The organism is Marinovum algicola (assembly GCF_900109145.1).
Classification (GTDB): Bacteria; Pseudomonadota; Alphaproteobacteria; order Rhodobacterales; family Rhodobacteraceae; genus Marinovum; species Marinovum algicola.
The window spans coordinates 72,163-97,765 of record NZ_FNYY01000012.1; the positions used below are offsets into that span (position 1 = coordinate 72,163).

Consider the following 25,603-nt stretch of genomic DNA (forward strand, 5'->3'; position numbering starts at 1 on the left):
CATGTCTGACAGGTTCAAAAGTGGCCTCAAACCGCTTTCAAGGCGTCATGCTGCGATCAGGGTCACGTTCCTCATGTTGGCGATGATCTCGATATCGCGTTCGTAAAGGTCGGTCAGCGCGTCGACATATTCGTTTGTCCAGCCGGGAATATCGAGCTCTTCTTCGACCGCCTCGTCAAGCGCATATTTGTCGAGGAAGGCGATCATGACCTTGCGCTTGTGCGGCTCGGAGATGCCGGGATGTTCGTGCAGGAAGGCGCGAAACCGGCGCATCCCCTCCTCCGACATGATCCTGGACAAGAGGTCGAAGGCGCCGGCGATCTTGGCGCCCGAGGGCAGCCCGGCCATGGCGCGCAGGATCTCGCCCCATATCAGCGGGCTGTCCTCGTTGCACCAGACGGTGATCGGCAGGTCGGGCAGGGCGATCTGGATGCGCTCGATCACCTCGGACCAGCGCAGGTAGGCGGGTTCGGTGCCATTGAGAAAGCTGTCAAAGCTCTGGTGCGGCGTCTCGGCATAGACCGCCGGCAGCCAGGTGGCCGGATTGCGGATACCGATGAAAAGCTCGATCTGGTCGGTCTCGAAGAGCCGCGCGGCATTGCGCATCCGCTCGTCCGCGCGTGGATACATCCGGCCGCTGCCAAGCGCGATCTTGGGCACGCAGAACAGGTGGTCGTGGCTCAGGACGATGCGGCCGAAGCTGTCGGGGTCTTCGCTGAGGATGTTCTCGAGCAGGATGTCGCGCGCGTCGGGCGCGGGATCGGCCTTGTCGAGTGCATTGAGGCTGCCGCTGAGCAATTGCCGGTAGCGGCTTGGCCCCGGCACGGTCACTGCGCGGGCCCGCAGGTCATCGGCGTTGCGCAGCAGGCATCGCAGAAGCTTGCCGCCGTCGGTGGCATGTGCGCCGGCATGGAGAATGACTTTCATGGGGGGCCTTTGTGCTGCGCTCGCGCGCACTATACAAAAGCCTGCCGCGGGGGAAAGCCCGCAGCGCCGCCGCCCCGCCGGCGCGCCAGATTTCCTCTTGCCCCGCCGGCGGTGACGATTTAGACGATTGCGACGTGCCCCTATAGCTCAGCTGGTAGAGCAACTGATTTGTAATCAGTAGGTCCGCGGTTCGAGTCCGTGTGGGGGCACCACTTTTCAACGACTTACGACGGGACTGTGTCGGCGTTTATCCGTTTCTGTGCGCGAATTGTGCGCCGGATATTCGGTCGAGCTCTTTTCCATGGGCCCGTGTGTTGAGGTGTGCGTAGCCTTCGACCTTCGTCAGAGACGAGTGAACGCGTGCCCGTAAAACACCCGCTCGCCTTTGCCGGTCACGATTTTGGATAGTTCTGTTTCACCGCCACATGCCGCTTCGGTGCGGATGGTGAATACATGCGGGTATCGCCGGAATACACGCGAGGCGCCGCTGGCCAGATCGGCGGGGGCCATGTCCATTCGGGCCGGTCTGGCCGCAGGCAAATGGCCGAGGCCCCGAAGGGCCCCGGCCGGAGAGACAGGTTACTGCCAAGACTTGATCAGCTCGTCATAAGCGATCGTCTCGGGCTCTTCGTCCTCGTTCTGAAGATTGGCATAGGGCGCGCCATCCTGGCTCAGCCAGTGCGACGGGTCCATTTCCTCGTTCATGACCGGGCCGATGTCGCCCTGGATGCCGGCACGTTCCAGACGCTCGAGCACGCGCTCCTGGTCGGCGCAGAGGCTGTCGAGCGCTTCCTGCGGGGTTTTCGCACCGGACATGGCGTCACCGATGTTCTGCCACCAGAGCTGTGCCAGCTTCGGGTAATCCGGCACGTTGGTGCCGGTGGGCGACCATGCGACACGTGCCGGCGACCGGTAGAATTCCACCAGACCGCCCAGCTTGTCGGCACGTTCAGAGAAGCTGTCGTGCTGGATCGTCGACTCGCGGATGAAGGTCAGACCGACATGCGCCTTCTTGACGTCCACGGTTTTCGAGGTGACGAACTGGGCATAGAGCCAGGCCGCCTTGGCACGGTCGACCGGGGTCGATTTCATCAGCGTCCAGGAGCCCACGTCCTGATAGCCGACCTTCTGGCCGTCTTTCCAGTAGACGCCATGCGGCGAGGGGGCCATACGCCATTTCGGCGTGCCGTCCTCGTTCATCACCGGCAGGTCGGGCTCGACCGTGGCGGCGGTGAAGGCGGTGTACCAGAACATCTGCTGCGCGACATTGCCCTGCGCCGGGATCGGGCCGGCCTCGGAGAAGGTCATGCCGGCGGCGGCCGGGGGCGAGTATTTCTCGAGCCATTCGATCGCCTTGGTCACCGCGTAGACGGCGGCAGGCGCGTTGGTGGCGCCGCCGCGTGCGACGCAGGAACCGGTGGGCTGCGAGTTCTCGTTCACCCGGATGCCCCATTCGTCGACCGGCAGGCCGTTGGGCTCACCGACGTCGCCCATGCCGGCCATCGACATCCAGGCATCGGTGTAGCGCCAGCCGAGGCTCGGGTCTTTCTTGCCGTAGTCCATGTTGCCAAAGACTTCGCCATCGACACCCATGTGGCTCAGGTCACGGCCGGTAAAGAATTCGGCGATGTCCTCATAGGCCGACCAGTTGACCGGAACGCCAAGCTCGTAGCCGAACTGTTCCTGGAAATCGGCCTTGTTCTTCTTGTCGTTGAACCAGTCGTAGCGGAACCAGTAGAGGTTGGCGAACTGCTGGTCGGGCAGCTGATAGAGCTTGCCATCGGGCGCGGTGGTGAACTGCGTGCCGATGAAATCGTCGAGATCGAGACCGGGGTTGGTCACATCCGCGCCTTCGCCGGCCATCCAGTCGGTCAGATTGCGCGCCTGCTGATAACGCCAGTGGGTGCCGATCAGGTCGCTATCGTTGATGTAGCCGTCGTAGATGTTCTCGCCCGATTGCATCTGGGTTTGCAGCTTCTCCACGACGTCGCCTTCGCCGATCAGGTCATGGGTGACCTTGATGCCGGTGATCGCGGTAAAGGCCGGGGCCAGCACCTGGCTTTCGTATTCATGGGTGGTGATGGTTTCCGACACCACCTTGATCTCCATGCCGGCCATCGGTGCGGCGGCATCGATGAACCACTGCATCTCGGCTTCCTGATCGGCGCGGCTCAGCGACGACAGATCACCGATTTCGCTGTCAAGGAAGGCTGTTGCCTCTTCCATGCCGGCGAAGGCGGCGCTCCCGAGCAATGACAGGGCCATTGCCAGGGATGTGGTTGATTTCAACTTCAAGTTCATAATTTTCCTCCCAATTGTAGGAACTTGGTTGCTTCGAAGACGGCGCCCTGTGGGGTTTCTCAGGTCCCCTCGGGGCGTCGCCGGTTGCCTGTTACACCCAGCGGAACACCGCTGCGGCATAGATCAGGCAGACGATCAGCGCATAAGGTTGGTTTGCGCCGACCAATCCAAGCCAGGCCAGATTGATGAAGGCCGAGCCGAGAAGGGTGATGAAGAGGCGGTCGCCCCGTGTGGTTTCGATCCTGAGGATGCCGGTGCGCGGCGTCTCGGGAAACTTGATCGCGAGGATCGTGAAGGTGATGAGCAGCGAGGCGATGACCATAAAGAAGATCGCCGTCGGCCAGGTCCATGCCATCCAGTCCATTAGTTGTCCTCCCCTGCGATAGATTTGAGAATTGCGCCGTCGTTCCCGGGTATGATCTGGGGGCCTTTGGCCGCCCGCGCGGGTGTCATCCACCCGCTGGACCTGGGGATGACATGCGAAGGGTTAAGGAAACCTTGCATCACACCCTCCCCAGGGCAAAGCCCTTGGCGATGTAGTTGCGCACGAAGTAGATCACCAAGGCGCCGGGCACGATGGTCAGCACCCCGGCGGCGGCCAGCACGCCCCAGTCGATCCCGGCGGCGCCCTGCGTCCGGGTCATGATGGCGGCGATCGGCTTGGCGTCGACGGTGGTTAGCGTCCGCGACAGAAGCAGCTCGACCCAGGAGAACATGAAGCAGAAGAAGGCCGCCACACCGATGCCCGAGGCGATCAGCGGCATGAAGATCTTCACGAAGAACTTCGGAAAGCTGTAGCCGTCGATATAGGCGGTTTCGTCGATCTCCTTGGGTACGCCGCGCATGAAGCCTTCGAGGATCCAGACCGCCAGCGGCACATTGAACAGCGTATGCGCCAGCGCCACGGCGATATGGGTGTCGAAGAGCCCGACCGAGCTGTAGAGCTGGAAGAAGGGCAGGGCGAAGACCGCCGGCGGCGCCATACGGTTGGTCAGCAGCCAGAAGAACAGGTGCTTGTCGCCCATGAAGTGATAGCGGCTGAAGGCATAGGCTGCGGGCAGGGCCACAACGAGGCTGATCACCGTGTTGATCGTCACGTAGATGATCGAGTTGACGTAGCCCAGATACCAGGCCGGATCGGTCAGGATGGTCTGGTAGTTGGCCAGCGTCAGGTTGCGCGGCCAGAGGGTGAAGGTGTTCAGGATCTCCGAGTTGGTCTTCAGGCTCATGTTCAGCAGCCAATAGATCGGCAGCAGCATGAACAGCAGATAGAGCGTCATGACGATCAGCGAGCCGTTGGGCCGGAACTTGCGGCGGGTCTTGGTGGCGGTGCTGTCGGTGACGTTGCCGGGGATCGAGGCCGCGCCGGGGGCAGAGGTGGTATCGGTCATTGCAGCGGTCCCTTGTTGCTTGCGGCGTTCTCGGGCTTGACCCGGGGAACTCTTGGCTGGGAGGCCCTCGGGTCAGGCCCGAGGATGACGGTGACTCTGTCGGGAAAACCCATCCTTAGCCCTCCTGTTTGTCGAGGTTGGTCATCACGGTGTAGAACACCCAGCTGACCAGAAGGATCACGAGGAAATACATGATCGAGAAGGCCGCCGCCGGACCGAGGTCGAACTGTCCCAGCGCCATTTTCACCAAGTCGATCGACAAGAGCGTGGTGGCATTGCCGGGGCCGCCGCCGGTGACGACGAAAGGCTCGGTATAGATCATGAAACTGTCCATGAACCGGAGCAGGATGGCGATCATCAGCACGCCCATCATCTTGGGCAGCTCGATGAAGCGGAAAACTTTCCAGCGGCTGGCCTGATCGATCTTGGCCGCCTGATAATAGGCGTCGGGGATCGATTTCAGCCCGGCAAAGGCCAGCAGGGCCACCAGCGAGGTCCAGTGCCAGACATCCATCACGATGATGGTGATCCAGGCGTCCAACGTGTCCTGCGTGTAGTTGTAGGAGATGCCGAGCGCATCCAGCGTATAGCCCAGCAGGCCGATATCGACGCGGCCGAAGATCTGCCAGATGGTGCCGACCACGTTCCACGGGATGAGCAGCGGCAGCGACATCAGCACCAGGCAGAAGGACGACCAGAAGCCGCTTTTCGGCATATGCAGCGCCACGTAGATGCCCAGCGGGATCTCGATCGCCAGGATGATGGCCGAGAACATCAGCTGCCGGCCCAACGCGTTCCACATCCGCTCGGATTCAAGCATTTCGGCGAACCATTCGAGCCCGGCCCAGAAGAACTGGTTGTTGCCGAACGTGTCCTGCACCGAATAATTGACGACGGTCATCAACGGGATCACCGCCGAGAACGCCACGAGGATCAGCACTGGCAGGACGAGAAACCAGGCTTTTTGGTTGACTGTCTTTTCCATTATGCGGCCTCCCCCGGCACCCGCCAGTCATTGGCGTAGACGTTCACGAAATCGGTATCAAAGACCACGTGGGTCATGTCGGCGCTGACGTCGTCATCCTCGTCGGCGATGATGTTGATGTCATGGCCAAAGACCTCGGCCCGCACCAGCTTGTGGCGGCCGACATCCTCGACCCGGCGCACCGTGACCGGCAGGCCCTCGGTGCGGCTGAGGCGGGCGAATTCCGGGCGCACGCCCAGCTCGACCTTGCCGCTGAGATCGCCGTAACCGCGCTTGAGCCGCAGCTCGGTGCCCTCGATACGGGCGGTGGCGCCGTTGACCTCGGCCGGGATCACGTTCATCCCCGGCGAGCCGATGAAATAGCCCACAAAAGTGTGCTCCGGCGTCTGGAACAGCTCTTCCGGGGTGCCGATCTGCACCACGCGTCCGTCATACATCACCACCACCTTGTCGGCGAAGGTCAGCGCCTCGGTCTGGTCGTGGGTCACATAGATCATCGTGTGGCCGAAATCGTGGTGCAGCTTTTTCAGCTGGGTCCGCAGCTCCCATTTCATATGCGGGTCGATCACCGTCAGCGGCTCGTCAAAGAGCAGCGCGTTGACGTCCTTGCGCACCATGCCGCGGCCGAGCGAGATCTTCTGCTTGGCATCGGCGGTCAGGCCTCGGGCGCGGCGGTCGAGCATGTGCTCCATGCCGATCATCGCACCGATTTCCTGCACGCGTTCGGCCACATAGGCCTCGTCCCGTCCGCGGTTGCGCAGCGGAAAGGCCAGGTTGTCGCGCACCGTCATGGTGTCGTAGACCACCGGAAACTGGAACACCTGCGCGATATTCCGCTCTGCCGTCGGCGCGTCGGTGACGTCGCGGTCGTTGAACAGGATGCGGCCCTGGCTGGGGCGCAGCAGGCCGGAAATGATGTTGAGCAGGGTGGACTTGCCGCAGCCGGACGAGCCGAGCAGCGCATAGGCGGCGCCGTCCTGCCAATCATGGTTGAGCTCCTTCAACGCGTAATCGTCTTCGGATTGCGGTTTCGGCAGATAGGAATGCGCGAGGTTGTCGAGCGTGATCTTGGCCATGGGTCGATCTCCTCAGGCTGCCAGGGCATAGGCGGCAGCCGCGATCAGCTTGCCGTCTTCGCCAAAGATGTAGACGTGACGCGGATCGAGCCACACATCGAGCCTTTCGCCGCGTTGCAGGTCGTGCACGCCGTGGATCAGCCCGACCCAGCGCTCGTCGAAGTGATCGAGGTGCACAAAGGTTTCCGAACCGGTCAACTCGGTCACCGACAGCCGCGCCGCGAATTGCATCGCATTGTCGGAATGTTTTTTGATTTCGAGGTGGTTGGGGCGGAAGCCGGCGGTATAGCGGCCATCGGGCAATTGCGTCAGCTGGCCACTGGCCTGCGCGCTCTGGCCTTCACCGAATTGCAGCTCGTTGCCGGATTTGGTGACATCGAGGAAGTTCATCGGCGGGTCCGAGAACACCCGCGCGGTGGTGGCATCGACCGGTTGGCGATAGACCTCGGGCGTCAGGCCGAACTGTGTCACCCTACCTTCCCACAGCGTCGCGGTGTTGCCGCCGAGCAGCAACGCCTCTTCCGGCTCGGTCGTGGCATAGACAAAGATCGAGCCAGAGGCTTCGAAGATCTTCGGAATCTCGACCCGCAGCTCTTCGCGCAGCTTGTAATCGAGGTTGGCCAGCGGCTCATCGAGCAGCACCAGGCCGGCGTTCTTGACCAGCGCGCGGGCCAGGGCGCAGCGTTGCTGCTGGCCGCCGGACAGCTCCAGCGGCTTGCGGTCGAGCATCGGGGTAAGCTGCATCAGCTCGGCGCTTTCGCGCACCCGGCGGTCGATCTCCTTGGCATCGGCGCCCATCAGCTTCATCGGCGAAGCGATATTGTCGTAGACGGTCATCGACGGGTAGTTGATGAACTGCTGATAGACCATCGCGACCTTGCGGTCCTGCACCCGCATGCCGGTGACGTCCTTGCCCTCCCAGAAAATCTGACCGGTGTTGGGCACGTCAAGTCCGGCCATGAGCCGCATCAACGAGGTCTTGCCCGATGATGTCGGCCCGAGCAGCACGTTCATCGTGCCGTTTTTCAGCGTGAGATCGGTGGGGTGGATATGGACCTGACCCTCAACCGATTTAGACACGCCTTTCAATTCCAGCGTCATAGCGCTTGTCTCCTCCCTGGTTCGCCGTGGTGGCGGCGGACTGGCGGTATGCGCTCAGTCCGGTAATCTGTCGTGCCGCTTGCGGCCGGTTGGGCGGGGTCCGCCGTCCGGCTCTTTGAATGTTAAGCGGCAGCCGTGCTGGATCGACGGTTTTCCGCCATCCAGTCTTGTAGGTTTTCAATCTCGGCTTCGCTCATGCGCAGGCCAAGTTTGTTGCGCCGCCACACCACGTCTTCCGCGGTGCGTGCGTATTCACGGGTCATCAGCCAGACCACCTCGGTTTCGGTCAGCGTGGCACCGAAGTCGCGGCCGAGATCCTGGGCCGTCTGCGCCGCGCCCAGCATGACGGTCGCGTCGGTGCCATAGGCCCGCACCAGCCGGCGCGCCCAGAAATCGGTGAGAAAGCCGTATTGCGATTGCAGGTCGGCGATCATGCGTTCGACGCCATCGACCGGGAAATCGCCGCCGGGCAGCGGCACGCCCGCCGTCCAGGGGCCTTTGCCGACGTTCAGGTGGCTGTCGATCTGCTCCAGCGCGCTTTCCGCCAGCCGGCGATAGGTGGTGATCTTGCCGCCAAAGACGTTGAGCACCGGCGCGCCGCCTTCGGCATCGACCTTCAGCGTGTAATCCCGCGTCGCCGCCGTGGCGCTCGAGGCGCCATCGTCATAAAGCGGCCGCACGCCGGAATAGGTCCAGACGATATCGTCCCGGCTGAGGGCCTTGGCGAAATACTGGTTGGCAAAGTCGATCAAGTAGCGCTGTTCTTCCTCGGTGCAGACCGGTTTTTGCGACGGATCGGGGTGATCGGCATCGGTGGTGCCGATCAGGGTGAAATCGGTCTCATAGGGGATCGAAAAGATGATCCGCCCGTCGGTGCCCTGGAAGAAATAGCATTTGTCGTGGTCATAGAGCCGCTTGGTCACGATATGACTGCCGCGCACCAGGCGCACGCCCTCGCGCGAATTGATCCGCACCTTGGTCTGGATGATGTCGCCGACCCAGGGGCCGCCCGCATTGATCAGCATGCGGGCGAGGTGGGTCTGAATCTCGCCGTTTTCGGTGTTTTGCGTTTCCACGCGCCAGAGGTCACCCTCGCGCACCGCAGAAAGCACCTTGGTCCGGGTCAGGATCCGGGCGCCCCGGGCTTCGGCATCGCGGGCGTTGAGCACGACAAGCCGCGAATCCTCGACCCAGCAATCGGAATATTCATAGGCCTTGTCGAACCGATCCTGAAGCGGCGCGCCTTCCTTGCTGTCGTTCAGCGACAGGGTTCTGGTGCCCGGCAAAATCTTGCGTCCGCCCAGATGATCATACATGAAAAGCCCGAGACGGATGAGCCAAGCCGGCCGGCGACCTTTCATCCAAGGCATGAACAGCCCGAGCAGCCGGGACGTCGGCGTTTCCGATTCGAACCGCATATCCTTATGATATGGAAGGATAAAACGCATGGGCCAGCTGATGTGCGGCATCGCGCGAAGCAGGGTCTCGCGTTCGATCAGCGCCTCGCGTACCAGCCGAAACTCGAAGTATTCCAGATAGCGCAGGCCGCCGTGAAACAGCTTGGTCGATGACGACGAGGTGGCCGAGGCGAGATCGTTCATCTCGGCCAGGGTGACGCTCAGCCCGCGGCCGGCGGCGTCGCGGGCAATGCCGCAGCCATTGATGCCGCCGCCGATGACGAACAGGTCTGTCGGGCCATCTATGTCGTGATGCGACAACGCGGTTCTCCCTTCACGCTTGTTGCGTCAGTTCTGACACAGAGATGCGCGGTTTTCAACGGTTTTGTTTTCGTTAGTGTTCGATTTCGCGCAAAGCTCTGTCAAACATGGGGATATTCCCCATGTCAAAGCGAAAACGGCCCCGGTATCCGGTCGAATCCTGGGCTTTGTTGTTGTCAGTCTTGCGGTTTTGACGGTATGTTACGTAGATGTCCTCCGGTCGGCATTCGATTGAGGCATATCGAAAGGAAACGAAAAGAATGTCGCAAACTTTTCGGCATCCGGAAATCCTTGAAATCGCCCGTCGTGAAGGCAAGGTCACCGTCGAAGATCTGGCCGAACATTTCGGCGTCACCTTACAGACCATACGGCGCGACCTGTCCGACCTGGCCGATGCCGGGCGACTCGAACGGGTGCATGGCGGGGCAGTGCTGCCCTCAAGTACCACAAATATCGTTTACGAGGAACGTCGCTCACTCAACCCTGCGGCGAAACTCGCCATCGCCCGCGCCTGTGCCGCGCGCATTCCCAACGACATCTCGCTGTTTCTCAACATCGGCACCTCGACCGAGGCGGTGGCGCAGGAGCTGCTGCATCACACCAAGCTGATGGTGGTGACCAACAACATGAATGTTGCCAATATCCTCGCGGCCAACCCCGATTGCGAGATCATCGTCACTGGCGGCCACCTGCGCCGCACCGATGGCGGGCTGGTCGGCAATCTTGCCACCGACACCATCAGCCAGTTCAAGTTCGATCTGGCCGTCGTCGGCTGTTCGGCGCTGGATGCCGATGGCGACATGATGGATTTCGACATCCAGGAGGTGAGCGTGAGCCGCACCATCCTGCGCCAATCGCGCAAGACCTTTCTGGTGGCCGATCACACCAAGTTCGCCCGCACCGCCCCGGCCCGGATTGCGTCGCTGGCGGATGTCGACAGCTTCTTTACCGACAAGGCGCTGCCGCGCGATCTTGCCACCGCCTGCCGCAGCTGGGGCACCGAAGTGGTGGTCGCCCAGGCCTGACGGCACCGGGGCAGGGCAAGACTCAGCCGGCGAACATGTCCTTGTAGCTGTCGCGCAGCAGGTTTTTCTGCACCTTGCCCATGGTGTTGCGCGGCAGGTCATCCAGCATGACCAGGGCCCGCGGATGTTTGAACCGCGCCAGTGCCTGCTGCACCGCCTGCATCATCGCCTCGGTGTCGGGGGCGGCGCCCTTCTCGGGCACGATCACCCCCAGCACGGTTTCGCCGAAATCGGGATGTGGCACGCCGATCACCGCGCTTTCCAGCACGCCGGGCTGGTCGTCGAGTACCAGCTCGATTTCCTTGGGGTAGATATTGTACCCGCCGGAAATGATCAGATCCTTGTTGCGGCCGACGATGTGGACATAGCCGTCAGTGTCGATCCGGCCGAGATCGCCGGTGATGAAAAACCCGTCGTCGCGCAGCTCTGCCGCGGTTTTCTCCGGCATCTGCCAATAGCCCTTGAAGACATTCGGGCCGCGCACCTCGATCTGGCCGATCTCGCCGTCGGGCAGGGTCTTGCCGGTCTCGGGATCGGTGATCTTGAGCTCGACGCCCGGCAGCGGAAAGCCCACTGTGCCGGCGCGGCGTTCGCCCTCATAGGGGTTCGAGGTGTTCATGTTGGTTTCGGTCATGCCGTAGCGTTCGAGGATGCGGTGGCCGCTGCGGCTCTCGAACTGGACGTGGGTTTCCGCCAGCAGGGGCGCGGAGCCGGAAATGAACAGCCGCATATGCGCCGTAAGATCGCGGGTGAAACGATCGTCGTTCAACAGGCGGGTGTAAAAGGTGGGCACGCCCATCATCGCCGTGGCCTCGGGCAGACCCGCGATCACCTGGTCGAGATCGAATTTCGGCAGAAAGATCATGCTGCTGCCCGCCGCCAGAGCGACATTGGTGGCCACGAAAAGACCATGGGTGTGAAAGATCGGCAGCGCATGCAGCAGGACGTCACCGGCGGTGAAACGCCATTCCTTCACAAGGGTTCGGGCATTCGACAGCAGGTTGGCCTGGGTCAGCATCGCCCCCTTCGAGCGCCCGGTCGTGCCCGAGGTATAGAGAAAGGCGGCGAGGTCGTCGGCCGTGCGCGGCACCGTGGCAAATTCTGCCGGCATGGTGCGGGCCTTATCCATCAGGCTGCCGCTGCCGTCGCCGTTCAGGCTCTCGATCCGGGCGCCGAACTGTCCGGCCATCGGGGCGAGGGTCGCGTCGCTCCTGCCGTCACAGACGATCAGCGAAGCGCCGCTGTTTTCGATGAAATACTGAAGCTCATCGGCGGTATAGGCGGTGTTGAGCGGTAGAAACACCAGCCCCGCCTGCGCGCAGGCGGCATAGAGCGCCAGCGCCTCGGGGGATTTCTCGACCTGGGCGGCCACCCGGTCGCCGGGTGCCAGCCCCAGATCGGCCATGACATTGGCGATCCGCGCGGCGCTCTCGAGAAAGGCGCCGTGCGTGATGACCTGCCCGTCGGCAAGCCGCAGAAAAGGGGTGGATTGGCCGGCATGCGCGCCAAACAGACCATCGTAAAGGGGGTTCGCCATGGATCAGCTTTCTTGGGTCGGAGTAAGATCTGCGGCATCTGCCAGCGCCCTGACGTCTTTTGCCGCCATGACCTCTCTGGAGATGACATAGGCGTCGTGGTTCGCTTCGACGCGGGCGAGATCGTAGAGGTAGTTCACCATTGCGCCGCCGGATTGCGCGCGGCCCTTGTCAGAGGTGTCGGCATCGGCATGGACCGCCTGAACGATGGCGCCATTGCCAAGGTGAAAGCGGGCGACCGGATCAGAGGGCAGGCCGCCGCGGGATTTGGCGTGCAGCAGGTAATGTGCAGCCAGCGTCTTCACCTGCGTCGGGTCATCGACGCTCCAGCGCACGTTTTCCTGGTCGAGCCAGCGGGTCAGGCCGGGGATCGGCGACAGGGTGACAAATGTCCTGAGCCCCGGCAGTTCTGCCGCCAGATCGGCGACCACCTGCTTGATCAGGGAATTGCCGAAGGAAATGCTGGCCAGCCCCGCCTGGCAATTGGAGATCGAATAGAACACTGCGGTGTCGGCCTCGGCTGCTGGCAGGGGCAGGCGATCTTCGGCCAGCAGCGCCTGCACCGAACCGGGGATGCCGGTTGTCAGCGCCACTTCGACAAAAATCAGCGGCTCATCCGGCATCGCCGGGTGAAAGAAGGCAAAACAGCGCCGGTCGGTCGGCTCGAGCCGGCGGCGCAGCTGGGACCAGCTGTCGATGGCATGTACCGCCTCATGGGCGATGATCTTTTCCAGAATATGCGCCGGGCTTTCCCAGCTGATCGGCCGCAGGACCAGGAAGCCGCGATTGAACCAAGAGGCGAAGAGGTGGCGGAAATCCAGGTCCAGTGCCGCAAGCTCCGGTTCGGTCCCCCCGAGCCGCAAGAGATCGGCGCGCATCTTGACCAGTTCGCCGGTGGCGCCCTGAACCCGGTTGAGACGCCGGATCAGCTCCTGCCGGCGCGGTTCGGCCGCCTCGGCAAAGGCGCGATAGCTGGACTTTGACGGGGCGCGTTCGTACGCGTCGAGCCGGGTGCGGACCGCTTCGGGGTCGATGTTCATCGAGCTGGCGAGAAAGCGGAAGAACTCGAGCTTGTGATGGTCCTCGAGCGCGCCGAAGCGGGCCAGGATTTCGCTCGCCAGTGCCAGCCCCGAGGTCTCGCTGGCCGATCCGACCAGCGCCATGGCCAGGTCTGTCAGCGGACGGCCATCCTCGGCCGCTATCGGCGCGTCACGGCGGTAGCGTCGTTCAAAGACGGTGGACAGAAGGTCCGCCAGCAGGGTCATGCCACAACTCCCCTCACGCGGCCGGCCGGACGCGGGGCAGCCGGCCATGGATGTCGGACCCGGCAGGGCCGGGACAGCCGCAGCCAACCATACGATGTATTTCAGGTCAAGATTTTTGTATACATGACGGGCATTCTTGCGTTCGGCGCACCGGCGCGCCTATACAGATAACATGGAGCAACGACGTGCCGATACCATTGCGGAAGCGCTCGAAGAGCGGATTTTCGACGGGACCTATTCCGATGGCGACCGTCTGGACGAGGTGCGTCTGGCCGAGCAATTCGGGGTCTCGCGCACGCCCTTCCGAGAGGCCTTGCAGCGGCTGGCCCGTTCCGGGCTGGTCGAACTGGTGCCGCGTCGGGGCGCCTTTGTGCGCCAGCCGGGGCCTGTCGAGCTGATCGAGATGTTCGAGGCGATGGCCGAGATCGAGGCGGTCTGCGGCCGCCTCGCCGCGATGCGCATTTCCGACGAGGCCCTGGCGGCGTTGCAGGATGCCAATGTGAAATGCGAGGCCGCCGTCGGCTGTCAGAACCCGGATGGCTATTACACCGAGAACGAGCGGTTCCACCGGATCATCTATGAGCAATCCGGCAACAGCTACCTGACCACAGAGGCCAACGAGTTGCACCGGCGCCTGAAACCCTTTCGTCGGCAACAGTTGCGGCTGCGCGGCCGCATGGCGCAGTCCATGGCCGAACACAAGGCCATCCTCGACGCGCTGGAGGCCGGCGACCCGGTGGCGGCGGCCGAGACGCTGCGCGGCCATGTGGCGATTCAGGGCGAAAAGTTTCACAGCCTGATGGCCACGCTCAAGCGTGTCACCGAAGTTTAGGCCAATGGTGACCCCGAAGCCGGAGCGTGCCTGTTCGATGCAATGGCTCGGATTGTCAAAACGCATTTGAAAGGCTTGCCGGCCGATTTCGCCCGGCTTGCGTTGCGGCGCGGGGGTATTTGAGGTACGTCGAAAACCACAAACAGGGGAAGGGCCGGGGAAGACATGTATCGCGTCTGGAATTTTCTGACCAATTATTCGCTGCTGTTGATCTTTGGCGCCTTGATTGCGCTGGTCTGGGCAAATCTGGACCTGATCGCCCCGGTGGCGGGCGATCCGCATTACTGGGCCGACACCTACCACTACTTTGTCGATTTCGTGATCTGGGATCACGCGCCCATCGGGGAATATCACGCCGCCGAAATCGCCGCGAGTGATCCGGCCTTTGCCGAAATGGTGGCCGCCGGCGCCGAGGTGTACACCGGGGCGGATGGCGCGCAATTCGTCTTTGGCGAGGGCAGTCGCACCCTGACGCTGCATTATCTGGTCAACGATCTGCTCATGGCCTTCTTCTTTGCCATCGCCGCCAAGGAAGTCTGGGAAGCCGTGATCCTCGAGAACGGCAGCCTGCGCGGCAAGAAGGCCGCCACGCCGCTCTTTGCCACCGCCGGGGGCATGTTCGGGCCGATTGCCGTCTATCTGGGTCTTGCGGCGGTCATGGGGTCGGAGACCTACAGTGCCGTGGCCAATGGCTGGGCGATTCCCACCGCGACCGACATCGCCTTTTCCTATCTGATTGGGCGGCTGGTCTTTGGCGCCGGTCACCCGGCGGTGCGGTTCCTGTTGCTTCTGGCCATCGCCGATGATGCCGCCGGGCTGATCATTCTCGCGGTCTTTTATCCGTCGGGCGAGCTGGCGCCGGAATGGCTGCTGCTGTCGCTTGGCGCCGCGCTGGCGGTCTTTCTGCTGGCCAACTGGCTGCCGCGCCGGCTCGACCAAGGCAATCAGGATCGGCCGGCCTCGACCTGGGTGCGCAAAACCCTGTCTTTTTGGCCCTATCTGCTGGCCGGTTGTGCCAGCTGGTACGGTTTCATGATGTCCGGCCTGCACCCGGCGCTTGGGCTGCTGCCCATCGTGCCGACGATCCCGCATGCCGATCGCGCCTTCGGCATCTTTTCCGAGGCCGAGCAATATCTCACCGATCTGCTGAACATGATCGAACATGCGCTGAAGCACCCGGTCGAGATCGTCCTGTTCTTCTTTGGCCTGTTCAACGCCGGGGTCGAATTCTCGTCGATCGGGCCGGCGACCTGGCTGGTGCTGGCCGGGCTCTTGATCGGCAAGCCGGTGGGCATCCTGTTGTTCGGCTGGGTCGCGGCCAAGCCGCTCAAGCTGGGGATACCGCAGGGTATGCGGATCATCGATCTGGTGGTGATCGGCTTTGTCGCAGCGATCGGCTTTACCGTCTCGCTCTTTGTCGCCTCGGTCGCCTTCAATGCCGGGCCGGTGCAGGACGCCGCCAAGATGGGCGCGCTGTTCAGCTTTGCCGCCGCGCTGGTGGCGATTGCCTCGGGCAAGATCTTCCGGGTGGAAAAGCAGAACCTCTGAGCCGGCGGCTGGCTCGGGACAGAACACCGGCGCGGGTCTTCGCGCCGGTTTTTTATTCGCTGAAGGCCCCGGCCCGGCGCCAGCCATCGATCAGGACCTCGAGGTTTCGCGGGCCGGCATAGGGGTAGGTCTCGCGGACATAGGCCTCGGAAAATTCTGGCTGGACCTCGCGCAAATGGGCCAGAGCCTGGGCGGCGAGCTCTGGTTCGCCGCAGGCGCCGAAGGTCGTCACGCACCGCTGCAATCCGCGGGCATAATCGGGAGCGATGGCCAAAAGGCTTTTTGCCGCCTCGACCGCGCCGTCGCGGTCGCCGGTAAAGCACCGGCAGCTGGCAAGCTGGCCCAGGGCCGCCGCGCGGGCCGGATATTCGGGATTGAGCCGAAAGATCAGGCCAATGTGTTCCAGCGCCTCCTCGGGCCGGTCGAGCCACTCCAGCGCGCAGGCCAGCCCGTGCCGCGCCAGCGAGGCAGACGGGTTGAGCCGCACGGCCTCGGCGCTGTGATATTCGCCCGAGGCATAGTCGTGGTGGCCGAAAATGCGCGCCAGCCCGAAATAGGCATGCGCCTCCCAGTTGGTCGGATCCGCGGCCAGTGCGCGGCCGGCAAAGTCGAGCGTGGTGTCATAGGCGGCGGGGCGGTCGTCGGTCCAGCCCAGCAGCGCCCGGCGAAACCAGACCCGCGCCAGCCGCGCCAGCGCCGGAGAAAATTCCGGGTGCTGGCGCAGCACCTCCTGCATCAGCTGTTCCTGCGCGGCGTTGCTCTCGGGCGTGCCATAGCCTTCGCCGCCGGTGCGGTTGATGTCGTCGGCCTGCGCCATGACCTGCCATGGCCCGATCGACACGGGATGAACGCGGGCGATGCGGCTGGTTTCGGCATGAGCGATCTCTGGCTCGAGCTGGGCGACGATGGCGCGGCTGGCCTCTTCCTGAAAGGTGAAGATATCGTCGAGCTGGCCATCCACATTACGCGACCAGCAGGTGCGGCCGGTCTCGGTTTCGGTCAGGCCGACCGAGATTTTCACCCGGTTGCCGAGACAAAGCAGGGTGCCGCTGACCGCATAGGCGGCCTCGACCTGGGCCGCCGCCGTGCGCAGATCGATCTCGCGCGCGGTTTTCCAGCCGATGGCCTCTGGCCCGATCACCGGAAACCAGCGCCAGTAGGACAGCGTGGTGCGCAGATCGTCGGCCAGGCCAAGCGCGATCATGGCGTCCTGCGGGCCTTGCGACAGAGCCTCGAAGGCAAAGAGCAGGACAGCCGGGCGGGTCAGGAACCGCCGGTCGGGGGGCGTCGCGGGCGCAGGATCGGCGCGGCGCCTCTGGCGAAGCCAGTCCTCGAAGCCTTCGGACGCAAGATCGAATCCGGCGAGAAACGCGCCGCCGCCCGACGCAATCTCGACCCTGGCCGGATCGAGCCAGACATGCTGCCGGCTGGCCTCGAGCAGACCGTCAGGCAGGGTCCGCCGCAGCACCGACAGCTCCTGCCGCAGCGAGGCGCGGGCCTGTTCCTCGGATCGGTCGCTCCAGAGCAGATCGGCCAGAAACCCGCGTTCGGCCCGCATGTCACGTTGTTGCGACAGATAGGCCAGAAGCGCCTGTCCGCGCCGCGACAGCCCGGCCAGCGCGTCGCCGTCGGCGCGCGCGGCAAAGGTGCCGGTGAGCGTCAGGTGCAGGACCGAGGCTGTGGCGGTTGTGGGCATGGAACAACAATAGGCGATTCCGCGCCGTTCCGGCGACAATTTTCGCCGCAGGGCCGGGTGCTTGGCGTGATACCCCATGCGGGGAGTTGATACAATTGGCCCATCTGGGTCATAATATGACCAAAATCGGTGTCTAACAGTGCTTTAACCAACCTCTATTAATTTGAGGCGAGCAGACGCCGGGGCCAGATCAGATGCTGGAATTCGATAACGTGAGCAAGTCCTTCTGGACTGGAACACAGCGCAAGGTGATCCTTGATCGCGCCTGCTTTCGCGTGGACCTGGGCCAGTCGCTGGGCATCCTCGCCCCCAACGGAACCGGCAAGACGACGTTGATCAAGATGATGGCGGGGCTGGAAAAGCCCGACGAAGGCGAAATCCGCCGCGGCTGCCGCATCTCGTTTCCGCTGGGGTTCATGGGGGGTGTGGTGTCGAAGCATTCGGCGCATGAGAACGCCCGCTACATTGCCCGGCTCTATGGTCTCGATCCCGATTATGTCGAGGCCTATTGCCGCTGGCTTTGCGGGCTGGGCGAATATTTCGACCAGCCGCTCGGCACCTATTCGTCGGGCATGAAAGCGCGGTTCACCTTCTCGCTGATGCTGGCGCTCGATTTCGATATCTATCTGATCGACGAAGGCATGCCAAATTCGACGGACGTGGAGTTCAACAAGAAAGCCGCCGCGATCCTCGCGGAACGGCTGCGCACCACGACCATCATCATTGTCTCGCACCAGCCCAAGGTGCTAGAAAAGTTCGCCCGCAAGGCCGGTGTTTTGTTGAATGGCCAGTTGCATATGTTTGAAACCTTGGAGGAAGCGAAGCAGCTCTATGACTACGAAACCCAAGGCTAAGAAATTTCGGGTTCGGCGCGCACGCCCCGGCGGAGCGCAGGAGATGGTGGGGCCGGAAGGTATCTCTTCGCCGCCTCCCGCGCGGCCCGGCGCGTCCGAGACCGACACCCTGATCGGCCAGATCCGTGCCCTCCGGCAGGAGGAACCCTCTGGTGATGAAACCGCGGCAGAGCCCCGGTCAGAGGACACGGCCGATGCCGCGACCAGTCGCAATATCGGGACCGGCTCCACCATTGCCCGGATCACCGGCGGCAAGCGCGCCGATCCGGCGCCGCCCCCGCGCGAGGGCGAGGTCTCATCGGCGGCCCAGGTCGCCGGCGAGACCGACATGGAGGCGATCCGCAAGGAAGGGCTGACCGGGCGCCAACTGCGCATGGCGCGGCGCATGTCGCAGAAGCACGGGCTGGCGGTGACCAGCGATTTCGACGCCGTGCGCCAGCTTCGCCAGCGGGGAATCGACCCGTTCCAGCGCTCCAACATGCTGGAGCTGGTGGTGCCGGCGCAGGGGAATCAGCCGGTGGCGGGCAAGGACACCAAGGTGCAATTGCCGCAGACCGTCCCGGCCCCGGGCAAGAACCTGCCCTCAACCGAAACCAGCAACCCGATGGACCGCCGCATTCGCGAGATCGGCGATATCCAGAAAGACATCGCCAAACGCCGGCGCCGCAAGTCCATATTGCTGCTGTCGCGGCTGGCCTTCTTTGTCGGCCTGCCGACGCTGATCTGTGGCTGGTATTTCTACAATGTGGCGACGCCGATGTATGCCACCAAGTCGGAATTCCTGATCATCGCCAATGATGGCGGAGGCTCTTCCGGGATGGGCGGGCTGCTCTCGGGCACGCAGTTTGCCACCAACCAGGACGCCATCGCGGTGCAGAGCTATCTGATGTCCAAGGACGCGATGCTGCGGCTCGATCAGGATGTCGGTTTTCGCAGCCATTTCAGCCAGGACTGGATCGACCCGATCCAGCGGCTTGATGACACCGCCTCGAACGAGGACGCCTACAAGCTTTACAAGAAGAACATCGAGATCGGCTATGACCCGACCGAAGGCGTGATCCGGATGGAGATCGTCGCGGCCAACCCCTCGGTCAGCGCGCAATATACCGGTGCGTTGATCGAATACGCCGAGGATCGGGTCGACAGCCTGTCGCAGCGCAAGCGCGAGGATCAGCTCAAGGGCGCCACCGAAGCGCTGGAAGAGGCTGAAACCGCGCGCCGCGAAGCGCAGTTGCGGCTGGTGGAGTTGCAGCAGGTGTCGCAGGTGCTCGACCCCGAGGGACGGATCGCCTCGTTGCGGCAGCAGATCGGCAATGTCGAGGTGCAGATCCAGGAGCGCGAGTTGCAATTGCAGGCGCTGCTGGACAATGCCCGGCCCAACCAGGCCAAGGTCGAAGGCGCGCGCGGCGATATCCGCCGGCTTCGCGGGCTGCTCGAGCGGTTGCAATCCGACATGACGCAGGCCTCCGAAGGCGAAAATTCTCTGGCGCAGTTGTCCTCCGAAATCCAGATGGCGCAGGCCGATCTGGCGACGCGCGACCTGATGTTGCAGGAAGCGCTGACCTCGCTCAGCCAGACCCGGCGCGAGGCCAATGCCCAGGTGCGCTATCTTCAGACTGCGGTCGCGCCGGTGCCGTCGCAGGATCCGAGCTATCCGCGCAAGTTCGAGAACACCATCCTGGCATTCCTGATCTTCGGCGGCATCTACCTGCTGATCTCGCTGACCGCGTCGATCCTGCGTGAACAGGTGTCGAGCTAGGGGCTCCGGGCCTGGCGATGCGCGGCGGGCTCGCAATCCGCGATTCCCGCGCTTTGGAACCAACCGCCGGTTAATACCCGGCGGTGCGATCCACCAGATGCAGGAAAGGCTGCCCCGCCTCGCCGCGCAGGATGTTCTCTGCGATCACCCCGGCGCCGCTTGCGGCCCGGGTTTCCGAGGCTACATGCGGCGTGACGGTGACACCGGGATGCGCCCAGAACGGATGGTTCTTGGGCAAGGGCTCCTCGCGAAAGACGTCGAGCGTGGCATGGCCGATCTGCCCGCTGTCCAGCGCCGCCAGAAGTGCCTGATCATCGATCAGCGGGCCGCGCCCCGGGTTGATCACGAATGCGCCCCTGGCCAGGAGCGCCAGCGCCTCGGCATCGAGGATGTTCTCGGTCGCCGGCGTGTCGGGCAGCAGCAGCACCAGGATCTCGGCCCCGCGCAGCGCCTCGGCCAGACCGTCATCGCCGTTCAGGGTACGGACCCCGCCGATCTCTTTCGGCCGGCGGCTCCAGCCAGTGACGGCAAAGCCCACGCCGGCCAGTTTCTGCGCCACCTCGGCCCCCAGGGCCCCGAGCCCCAGCACCGTCACCCGGCGCTCGGAGGCCAGCGGCGGCGGCGCCCAGTGCCAGTCGTGATCGGGGTTCACGATATGGGCGTCCATGCCGAGGTGATGGCGCAGGCTGTGGCCCAGCACATATTCCACCATCCCCTCGGTCAGCCCGCCGCCGACCATCCGCGCCAGCGGCTGGGTCAGGGTCTGGTTGCCGACCACCGCCTCGACCCCGGCCCAGGTGTTCAGCACCGCCTTGCAGCGGGTGAAGGGCGTGAAATCCTGCAACGCTGAATCCGGCGCATAGACGATGTAATCCACCACCTCCGGCGCCATGTCCTGCGCCAGCGCATAGCCGAGCCCGGCCTGATCGAGCGCGGCGCGCAGTGGTGGTGCCCAATCGTCCCAGCGATCGGGTCCGGCGGCGAAAAGGATGTTGGTCATATGGCCCCGCGTGGTCTGTGAACATGTGCCGATTGCACCAGCCCGAAGCCGATCATCAGGATCAGCATCGCCGAGCCGCCATAGCTCACCAGCGGCAGCGGCACGCCCACCACCGGCGCCAGCCCCATGACCATCGACATGTTGACGGCAAAGAACAGGAAGAAGGTCGTCGCGATGCCCAGCGTCAGCAGTGCCGCGAAACGGTCACGGTTCTGCAAGGCCGAGGTGACGCAGAAGGCGATGATCAACGCATAGAGCCCGAGGAGGGAAAAGGCGCCGACAAAGCCGAATTCCTCGGCCAGGGTGGTAAAGATGAAATCGGTATGTTTCTCGGGCAGGAAGTTCAGCCGCGACTGCGTGCCCTGCATGAAGCCGCGCCCGGTCCAGCCGCCCGATCCCAGTGCGATCTTGGACTGGGTGATGTGATAGCCCGCGCCCAGCGGATCCGTCGACGGATCGAGAAAGGTGTCGATGCGGCGGAATTGGTAGTCCTTGAGCAATTGCCAGTCGGTGCCCCGGCTCTGGAACACCGCCGTCACCAGCCCGCCCGCGGCGGCCAGGACGGCGGCGAAATAGGCCCAGTGCACGCCTGCCATGAACATCACCAACCCGCCGCCGGTCATCAGCAGAATGGCGGTGCCGAGATCGGGCTGACGCAGCACCAGGAAGGTCGGAAACAGCACCATGAGCACCGGCAGGATCACCCAGAAGGGGCGCGAGGTCTTCTTGATCGGCAGCCAGTCGTAATAGGCGGCCAGCAGCATCACCAGGGTGATCTTCATCAGTTCCGAGGGTTGCAGCCGCATGAAGCCGACGTCGATCCAGCGCTGGGCGCCCATGCCGGTGACACCGACGAATTCCACCGCCAGGAGCAGCACCACCGAGATGCAATAGGCCACCACCGCCATGTTGCGCCAGAACCAGATCGGCACCAGCGCCACGATCAGCATCAGCACGAACCCCAGTGCGAAGCGCTTCATCTGCGGTTCCGCCCAGGGCGAGAAAGAGCCGCCGGCCACGGAATAGAGCATCAGAAAGCCGATCGCGGCAACCGAGGCCAGCAGGATCGCCAGCGGCCAGTTCAGGTAGAATATCTTGCGCGGCCCCGAGGGCACATGTTTGACGTTGTACTCGAGATACGACATCAGGCCTCTTCCTGGCCCGGGGCGGCTGGCGTCCGGCGCTCGCGCGCCAGCCGCTCTTGCTGGGTCTTGATGCGACCCCGGTCGGCGCTGGGATAGGCGTCAAGCGGCGGATCGCCGCCGTAAAGCGCCTGAAGCGTCACGTCACGGCCGATCGGCGCGGCGGCGCCGGAGCCGCCGCCATGTTCGACCACCGTCGCCACCGCGATGCGCGGCGCCTCGGCGGGGGCGAAGTTGACAAACAGACCGTGGTCGCGCCGCTCCCAGGGCAGGTCCTCGTTGCGGGTGACGCCGCGGGCGCGTTCGGCGGCGGTGATGTTGCGCACCTGGCTGGTGCCGGTTTTGCCGGCGATCCGCACGTCTTCGGCCACCGACCGATAGCGATAGGCGGTGCCGCGCCGGTTGTTCGAGACCTCGAACATCGCCTTACGGATCTGGCGCAGGTGGTTCTCGTTGATGCCGAGGCTTTCGCCCCCGCGCGAGGGCTCTTCGACGCCATCGATCCGCTTGATCAGTCGTGGCGCGACGCTGCGGCCGGTGGCCAGCCGCGCCGTCATCACCGCCAGTTGCAGCGGCGAGGTCAGCACGAAACCCTGGCCGATCACGGCGTTCACCGTGTCGCCGACCACCCAGTCGGCGCCGCGGTTGACGAATTTCCAGTTCTTGTCCGGCACCAGCCCCTTGGTCACCGCCGACATCGGCAGGTCATGCACCTCGCCCAGTCCGAGCCTGCGGGCCATCTCGGCGATCTTTTCGATGCCGACCTTGATGGCGAGGTCGTAGTAATAGACGTCACAGCTTTCGCGCAGGCTTTTCTCGAGGTTCATGTGGCCATGACCGGCACGTTTCCAGCAGTGGAATCGCCGGCCCGAGACCTCGAGATATCCGGGGCACCAGACGGTTTCGGTGGGGGTGATCAGCCCGGCCTCCATCGCCGCCAGGGCGGCAGCCATCTTGAAGGTCGAGCCCGGCGGATAGGCGTCCTGCACGATCTTTGAGGCCAGCGGCCGGTGGTCGTTCTCGCGCAGGACGCTGTAATCGGCGACGGAAATGCCGCGCACGAACTTGTTGGGGTCGTAGGAAGGTGAAGAACAGGCGGCGAGCACATCGCCATGCTCGAGGTCGAGCACCACGACGCTGGCGCTTTCCTCGCCCAGCCGCGCGGCGGTGTAGTTCTGCAACTGACTGTCGATGGTAAGCTGCACAGTGGCGCCGCTGGTGCCTTCGCGGCGGTCGAGTTCGCGCATGACGCGGCCAACGGCGTTGACCTCGACCCGCTTGGCTCCGGCCTTGCCGCGCAGCACCTCTTCGAGCTTGGTCTCGACGCCGACCTTGCCGATCTGAAACCGCGGAATGCGCAGCAGCGGCGGCGGATCGGCGTAATGCGCAAGATCGCGTTCCGAAACCGGGCCGACGTATCCCACGACATGCGCCAGATCGTGGCGCAGCGGGTAATGCCGCGACAGGCCCACCTCGGGGGTAACCCCGGGCAGGGCGGGGCCGTTGACGGCGACGCGCGAGATGTCTTCCCAGCTTACCCGGTCGGCCACGGTCACCGGCAGGAACGGCGCCGAACGCTTCATCTCGGCGCGGGCCCGTTCGACCTCTTCGGGATCGAGATCGACCAGCTGACCCAGGCTGTCGAGCACGGCGTCGATGTCGCCGGCGTCCTCGCGCACCATGGTGATGCGATAGGCCGGCGCATTGGCCGCCACGGCCACGCCGTTGCGGTCGAAAATCTCGCCGCGCGCCGGCGGGATCAGCCGGATGTTTATCCGGTTTTCTTCCGCCAGAAAGCGGAACTGATCGGCCTGATCGACCTGCATGTGGCGCATCCGCCAGCCCAGCAGGCCGACAAACCCGGCCTGAAGCCCGGCGACCACGAGGCCCCGGCGGCTTATTTTGCGGGCGCTTTCCAGCGTGTCCTTGGGCGGGCGTCTCATGTCATCCTCCCGGCGGCGAGTTCGGCGTTGCTGCGGGCGCGCACGCCGAGCAGCCACTCGGAGGCCAGCGCCACGACGGGATAGATGGCCACGGTAAAGAGCACCTGCAAGAGCGACAGCCCCAGAAGCGGCCGCGGCAGCATGAAGAGAGTGAGCGCCACCCGGTAGGCCAGCGCCACCGCAAGGATGGTGAGCGCGACAAGGATCATCTCGGCCAGGAACCCGGCGTCGCGCAGCCCCGGGCCGCGCTTGCGCATGGCTTCGCAGGCCAGCACGACAATGGCCGCCATCAGCCCTGGCGGGCGCTGGAAAAAGAAATCGGTCAGCAGGATCGCGGCGGCGACAAAGACCGCCGGCACATAATCGGGGCGGCGCAGCGACCAGGCCAGGCAGAGCGCCAGCAGCACGTCGGGCGCGGGCCAGCGCACCGGCCCGGTTTCGAGCGGCAGCAGCCGGAAAAAGACCGTGGTCAGCGCCAGGGCGAGGAAGGTGAGGCGCATCAGCCAGAGTCGCGAGGCGGTATTGTCAGCCATCGACCGCCTCCCCGGTGTCCTGCGGCGCCTCTTCGGCCAGATCCCCCTCGGTTTCGGGGGGCACCACCAGATCGCCGGCGGTGTCGACCGCGGGCGTGCCGTGATCGCGCAGCACCCGGAGGAATTCGAGCCGCTCGATATCGGCCGAGAGGCGCACCCGCAGGCGGCCGCCCGGATCCTTGGCGACCTGCCCGATCACCAGCCCCGGCGGCAGCACGCCGGCATCGCCCGAGGTGATCACCCGGTCGCCGGGGCGCACCTGGTCGGCGTCTTCGAGAAAGTCGATCGGCGGCACCATGGAATTGTCGCCCACCACCAGCGCCTTTTGCCCCGACGGCTGGATCAGCGCCGGCACCTTGGACGAGGTGTCGGTGAGCATGATCACCCGGCTGGTGCGTTCGCCGACGCCGGAGATGCGGCCGACCAGCCCCAGCCCGTCCATCGCCGCCCAGCCATCCTGAATGCCGTCGCGGTTGCCGACGTTCAGCAACAGCGACTGCCGGAAGGGCGAGCCGCTGTCGGCCAGAACCACGCCGGTGACATAGGTCAGCTGCGGATCAAGGCGCACATTGTTGAGATCGAGCAGGCGGGCGTTCTCCTGTTCGAGTTGCAGCGCGGCTTCCTTCCAGCTCTTCATCTGCTGCAATTCGCGGCGCAGCTCCTGGTTCTGGGCGTAGAGCGATTGATAGGACTGGAAATCGCGGATCAGGTTGACCGTGGCGGTGACCGGCGCCATCGCCCAGGAAAAGCCCGGCATCACCCGGTCGACCACCTGGGCGCGAAACCGTTCGACCCGCGGGCTGTCGATCCGCCAGAAGATGAAAAGCCCGATCAGACAGAGCAGGATGACAAAGGTCACCAGCCGCCGGAGCGGGCCTGCGTAATCCTCCTGATGCGCGCGATCTCGGGCCAACGCGGCGTCTCCGGTCTCTGGGTCAGTCCGTCATATCACGGCCGGGCCGGCGCAATCCA

At 64.0% G+C, this 25,603-nt stretch carries 22 protein-coding genes and 1 tRNA gene; 6 read left to right on the forward strand and 17 right to left on the reverse strand.

Annotated elements, in window-relative coordinates; genetic code table 11:
* Positions 1–45: 45 nt before the first annotated feature.
* The gene (locus tag BMW90_RS16205; RefSeq protein WP_074837481.1) at positions 46–927 is read right to left on the reverse strand and encodes a hypothetical protein; all 882 of its coding nucleotides are present in this window, start codon (positions 925–927) and stop codon (positions 46–48) included.
* A 136-nt stretch (positions 928–1,063) separates the two neighbouring features.
* Here BMW90_RS16205 and BMW90_RS16210 point away from each other — a divergent pair.
* Positions 1,064–1,139: transfer RNA gene (locus BMW90_RS16210), tRNA-Thr, on the forward strand.
* Positions 1,140–1,269: 130 nt separating this feature from the next.
* Here the strand turns inward: BMW90_RS16210 and BMW90_RS26720 are convergent.
* From BMW90_RS26720 to glpD, 8 genes are all read right to left on the reverse strand, one after another.
* On the reverse strand, positions 1,270–1,443 hold the full coding sequence (locus BMW90_RS26720) for a hypothetical protein (protein WP_170850565.1): 174 nt from the start codon (positions 1,441–1,443) through the stop codon (positions 1,270–1,272).
* A 63-nt stretch (positions 1,444–1,506) separates the two neighbouring features.
* Positions 1,507–3,228, reverse strand: a complete 1,722-nt coding sequence (locus BMW90_RS16215; RefSeq protein WP_074837482.1) for an ABC transporter substrate-binding protein — start codon at positions 3,226–3,228, stop codon at positions 1,507–1,509.
* A gap of 91 nt (positions 3,229–3,319) precedes the next feature.
* A complete protein-coding gene (locus BMW90_RS16220; RefSeq protein WP_048529114.1) occupies positions 3,320–3,592 on the reverse strand; it encodes a DUF2160 domain-containing protein in 273 nt (90 codons plus the stop codon).
* Positions 3,593–3,731: 139 nt separating this feature from the next.
* Positions 3,732–4,619: a carbohydrate ABC transporter permease gene (locus tag BMW90_RS16225; protein WP_074837483.1), complete on the reverse strand. Its 888-nt coding sequence runs from the start codon at positions 4,617–4,619 to the stop codon at positions 3,732–3,734.
* 115 nt (positions 4,620–4,734) lie between these two features.
* Entirely contained in the window at positions 4,735–5,604 is an 870-nt protein-coding gene (locus tag BMW90_RS16230; RefSeq protein WP_048529116.1) for a carbohydrate ABC transporter permease, read from the reverse strand.
* Positions 5,604–6,680, reverse strand: a complete 1,077-nt coding sequence (locus tag BMW90_RS16235) for an ABC transporter ATP-binding protein (RefSeq protein WP_048529117.1) — start codon at positions 6,678–6,680, stop codon at positions 5,604–5,606. Before BMW90_RS16235 ends, BMW90_RS16230 begins: the two co-directional genes overlap by 1 nt.
* A 12-nt stretch (positions 6,681–6,692) precedes the next feature.
* Complete coding sequence (locus tag BMW90_RS16240) at positions 6,693–7,781, reverse strand: ABC transporter ATP-binding protein (protein WP_074837484.1); 1,089 nt, start codon at positions 7,779–7,781, stop codon at positions 6,693–6,695.
* Between the two features lie 122 nt (positions 7,782–7,903).
* Positions 7,904–9,499: a glycerol-3-phosphate dehydrogenase gene (gene glpD, locus BMW90_RS16245; protein ID WP_074837485.1), complete on the reverse strand. Its 1,596-nt coding sequence runs from the start codon at positions 9,497–9,499 to the stop codon at positions 7,904–7,906.
* A gap of 260 nt (positions 9,500–9,759) precedes the next feature.
* Here glpD and BMW90_RS16250 point away from each other — a divergent pair, with 260 nt between their 5' ends.
* Positions 9,760–10,524, forward strand: a complete 765-nt coding sequence (locus BMW90_RS16250) for a DeoR/GlpR family DNA-binding transcription regulator (protein ID WP_048529123.1) — start codon at positions 9,760–9,762, stop codon at positions 10,522–10,524.
* Positions 10,525–10,546: 22 nt separating this feature from the next.
* On the opposite strand, the gene BMW90_RS16255 is transcribed toward BMW90_RS16250, so the two are convergent.
* Positions 10,547–12,061: a malonate--CoA ligase gene (locus BMW90_RS16255; protein WP_074837486.1), complete on the reverse strand. Its 1,515-nt coding sequence runs from the start codon at positions 12,059–12,061 to the stop codon at positions 10,547–10,549.
* 3 nt (positions 12,062–12,064) lie between these two features.
* A complete protein-coding gene (locus BMW90_RS16260) occupies positions 12,065–13,324 on the reverse strand; it encodes a malonyl-CoA decarboxylase (RefSeq protein ID WP_074837487.1) in 1,260 nt (419 codons plus the stop codon).
* 172 nt (positions 13,325–13,496) lie between these two features.
* Between BMW90_RS16260 and BMW90_RS16265 the strand changes: the two genes are divergently transcribed.
* A complete protein-coding gene (locus tag BMW90_RS16265; protein ID WP_074837488.1) occupies positions 13,497–14,156 on the forward strand; it encodes a GntR family transcriptional regulator in 660 nt (219 codons plus the stop codon).
* A 165-nt stretch (positions 14,157–14,321) separates the two neighbouring features.
* Entirely contained in the window at positions 14,322–15,704 is a 1,383-nt protein-coding gene (locus BMW90_RS16270; protein ID WP_074837489.1) for a Na+/H+ antiporter NhaA, read from the forward strand.
* A 52-nt stretch (positions 15,705–15,756) separates the two neighbouring features.
* Here the strand turns inward: BMW90_RS16270 and BMW90_RS16275 are convergent, their stop codons facing one another.
* Positions 15,757–17,400, reverse strand: a complete 1,644-nt coding sequence (locus BMW90_RS16275) for a hypothetical protein (protein WP_074837490.1) — start codon at positions 17,398–17,400, stop codon at positions 15,757–15,759.
* Positions 17,401–17,594: 194 nt separating this feature from the next.
* Here BMW90_RS16275 and BMW90_RS16280 point away from each other — a divergent pair, with 194 nt between their 5' ends.
* Complete coding sequence (locus BMW90_RS16280) at positions 17,595–18,254, forward strand: ABC transporter ATP-binding protein (protein ID WP_048529134.1); 660 nt, start codon at positions 17,595–17,597, stop codon at positions 18,252–18,254.
* Positions 18,232–20,013, forward strand: coding sequence for a KpsE/RkpR family capsule polysaccharide export protein (locus BMW90_RS16285; protein WP_074837491.1), 1,782 nt, complete (start codon positions 18,232–18,234; stop codon positions 20,011–20,013). Before BMW90_RS16280 ends, BMW90_RS16285 begins: the two co-directional genes overlap by 23 nt.
* Positions 20,014–20,083: 70 nt before the next feature.
* On the opposite strand, the gene BMW90_RS16290 is transcribed toward BMW90_RS16285, so the two are convergent.
* Genes BMW90_RS16290 through mreC form a run of 5 tightly spaced genes read right to left on the reverse strand, consistent with a single transcriptional unit; the run spans position 20,084 to position 25,544 of the window.
* Positions 20,084–21,013 carry a 2-hydroxyacid dehydrogenase gene (locus BMW90_RS16290; RefSeq protein ID WP_074837492.1) on the reverse strand — a complete coding sequence of 310 codons (930 nt, stop codon included), beginning with the start codon at positions 21,011–21,013 and terminating at the stop codon, positions 20,084–20,086.
* Positions 21,010–22,158, reverse strand: coding sequence for a rod shape-determining protein RodA (gene rodA / locus BMW90_RS16295; protein WP_048529139.1), 1,149 nt, complete (start codon positions 22,156–22,158; stop codon positions 21,010–21,012). Before rodA ends, BMW90_RS16290 begins: the two co-directional genes overlap by 4 nt.
* Positions 22,158–24,098: a penicillin-binding protein 2 gene (mrdA, locus tag BMW90_RS16300; protein WP_074837493.1), complete on the reverse strand. Its 1,941-nt coding sequence runs from the start codon at positions 24,096–24,098 to the stop codon at positions 22,158–22,160. Before mrdA ends, rodA begins: the two co-directional genes overlap by 1 nt.
* Positions 24,095–24,631, reverse strand: a complete 537-nt coding sequence (locus tag BMW90_RS16305; protein ID WP_048529142.1) for a hypothetical protein — start codon at positions 24,629–24,631, stop codon at positions 24,095–24,097. Before BMW90_RS16305 ends, mrdA begins: the two co-directional genes overlap by 4 nt.
* Complete coding sequence (mreC, locus tag BMW90_RS16310; protein WP_074837494.1) at positions 24,624–25,544, reverse strand: rod shape-determining protein MreC; 921 nt, start codon at positions 25,542–25,544, stop codon at positions 24,624–24,626. The genes BMW90_RS16305 and mreC overlap by 8 nt, the downstream gene beginning before the upstream one ends.
* Positions 25,545–25,603: the final 59 nt, after the last annotated feature.

Excerpts from the sequence above, each read along its gene's own strand:
- BMW90_RS16225 (WP_074837483.1), bottom strand. The coding sequence starts at position 4,619 with ATGACCGATACCACCTCTGCCCCCGGCGCGGCCTCGATCCCCGGCAAC.
- BMW90_RS16220 (WP_048529114.1), bottom strand. The coding sequence starts at position 3,592 with ATGGACTGGATGGCATGGACCTGGCCGACGGCGATCTTCTTTATGGTC.
- BMW90_RS16230 (WP_048529116.1), bottom strand. The coding sequence starts at position 5,604 with ATGGAAAAGACAGTCAACCAAAAAGCCTGGTTTCTCGTCCTGCCAGTG.
- BMW90_RS16250 (WP_048529123.1), top strand. The coding sequence starts at position 9,760 with ATGTCGCAAACTTTTCGGCATCCGGAAATCCTTGAAATCGCCCGTCGT.
- BMW90_RS16205 (WP_074837481.1), bottom strand. The coding sequence starts at position 927 with ATGAAAGTCATTCTCCATGCCGGCGCACATGCCACCGACGGCGGCAAG.
- BMW90_RS16235 (WP_048529117.1), bottom strand. The coding sequence starts at position 6,680 with ATGGCCAAGATCACGCTCGACAACCTCGCGCATTCCTATCTGCCGAAA.
- BMW90_RS16260 (WP_074837487.1), bottom strand. The coding sequence starts at position 13,324 with ATGACCCTGCTGGCGGACCTTCTGTCCACCGTCTTTGAACGACGCTAC.
- rodA (WP_048529139.1), bottom strand. The coding sequence starts at position 22,158 with ATGTCGTATCTCGAGTACAACGTCAAACATGTGCCCTCGGGGCCGCGC.
- mrdA (WP_074837493.1), bottom strand. The coding sequence starts at position 24,098 with ATGAGACGCCCGCCCAAGGACACGCTGGAAAGCGCCCGCAAAATAAGC.
- BMW90_RS16240 (WP_074837484.1), bottom strand. The coding sequence starts at position 7,781 with ATGACGCTGGAATTGAAAGGCGTGTCTAAATCGGTTGAGGGTCAGGTC.
- BMW90_RS16280 (WP_048529134.1), top strand. The coding sequence starts at position 17,595 with ATGCTGGAATTCGATAACGTGAGCAAGTCCTTCTGGACTGGAACACAG.
- BMW90_RS16275 (WP_074837490.1), bottom strand. The coding sequence starts at position 17,400 with ATGCCCACAACCGCCACAGCCTCGGTCCTGCACCTGACGCTCACCGGC.
- BMW90_RS26720 (WP_170850565.1), bottom strand. The coding sequence starts at position 1,443 with ATGGACATGGCCCCCGCCGATCTGGCCAGCGGCGCCTCGCGTGTATTC.
- BMW90_RS16290 (WP_074837492.1), bottom strand. The coding sequence starts at position 21,013 with ATGACCAACATCCTTTTCGCCGCCGGACCCGATCGCTGGGACGATTGG.
- BMW90_RS16285 (WP_074837491.1), top strand. The coding sequence starts at position 18,232 with ATGACTACGAAACCCAAGGCTAAGAAATTTCGGGTTCGGCGCGCACGC.
- BMW90_RS16215 (WP_074837482.1), bottom strand. The coding sequence starts at position 3,228 with ATGAACTTGAAGTTGAAATCAACCACATCCCTGGCAATGGCCCTGTCA.
- BMW90_RS16305 (WP_048529142.1), bottom strand. The coding sequence starts at position 24,631 with ATGGCTGACAATACCGCCTCGCGACTCTGGCTGATGCGCCTCACCTTC.
- BMW90_RS16270 (WP_074837489.1), top strand. The coding sequence starts at position 14,322 with ATGTATCGCGTCTGGAATTTTCTGACCAATTATTCGCTGCTGTTGATC.
- BMW90_RS16255 (WP_074837486.1), bottom strand. The coding sequence starts at position 12,061 with ATGGCGAACCCCCTTTACGATGGTCTGTTTGGCGCGCATGCCGGCCAA.
- BMW90_RS16265 (WP_074837488.1), top strand. The coding sequence starts at position 13,497 with ATGGAGCAACGACGTGCCGATACCATTGCGGAAGCGCTCGAAGAGCGG.